We start from the raw sequence: 496 nt of genomic DNA, 5'->3' as shown, positions 1-496 counted from the left end.
CAGTGCCTCGGCGACCGTGCGGAACTCCTCCAGCATCGGCTCCATCAGCGGCGAGTGGAAGGCGTGCGACACCCGCAGCCGGGACGTACGACGCCCCAGTCCGCGGAACACCCCGGCGACCGCCTCGACAGCGGCCTCGGCGCCCGAGATCACCACCGACGACGGCCCGTTGACGGCCGCGACCGACACCTCGTCGGTCAGATGCGGCAGCACCTCGGCCTCCGCCGCCTCCACCGCGACCATCGCGCCACCGGCCGGCAGCGCCTGCATCAACCGCCCACGAACAGCCACCAGCGCACAGGCGTCCGCCAGCGAGAACACACCCGCCACATACGCCGCCGCCACCTCACCGATCGAATGCCCGGCCACGTAGTCGGGGCGCACGCCCCAGGCGTCAAGGAGGCGGTACAGCGCCACCTCGACCGCGAACAGTCCGGCCTGGGCGTAGGCGGTCCGGTTCAGCGCCTCCGCGTCCTCACCCCACACCACCTCACGC

The 496-nt window shown here is 72.6% G+C and carries 1 protein-coding gene; it reads right to left on the bottom strand.

All coding sequences use genetic code 11. The annotated features are described in order from the left end of the window. Positions 1–496, bottom strand: a 496-nt coding sequence (locus ADK41_RS06805) for an acyltransferase domain-containing protein (protein WP_037805363.1), incomplete at both ends; no start/stop codon positions are given.

This window comes from Streptomyces caelestis (genome assembly GCF_001279005.1).
GTDB classification, from domain to species: Bacteria; Actinomycetota; Actinomycetes; order Streptomycetales; family Streptomycetaceae; genus Streptomyces; species Streptomyces heliomycini.
Note: the sequence above shows the minus strand (reverse complement) of the source record. Positions and strands in the feature narration are given on the sequence as shown.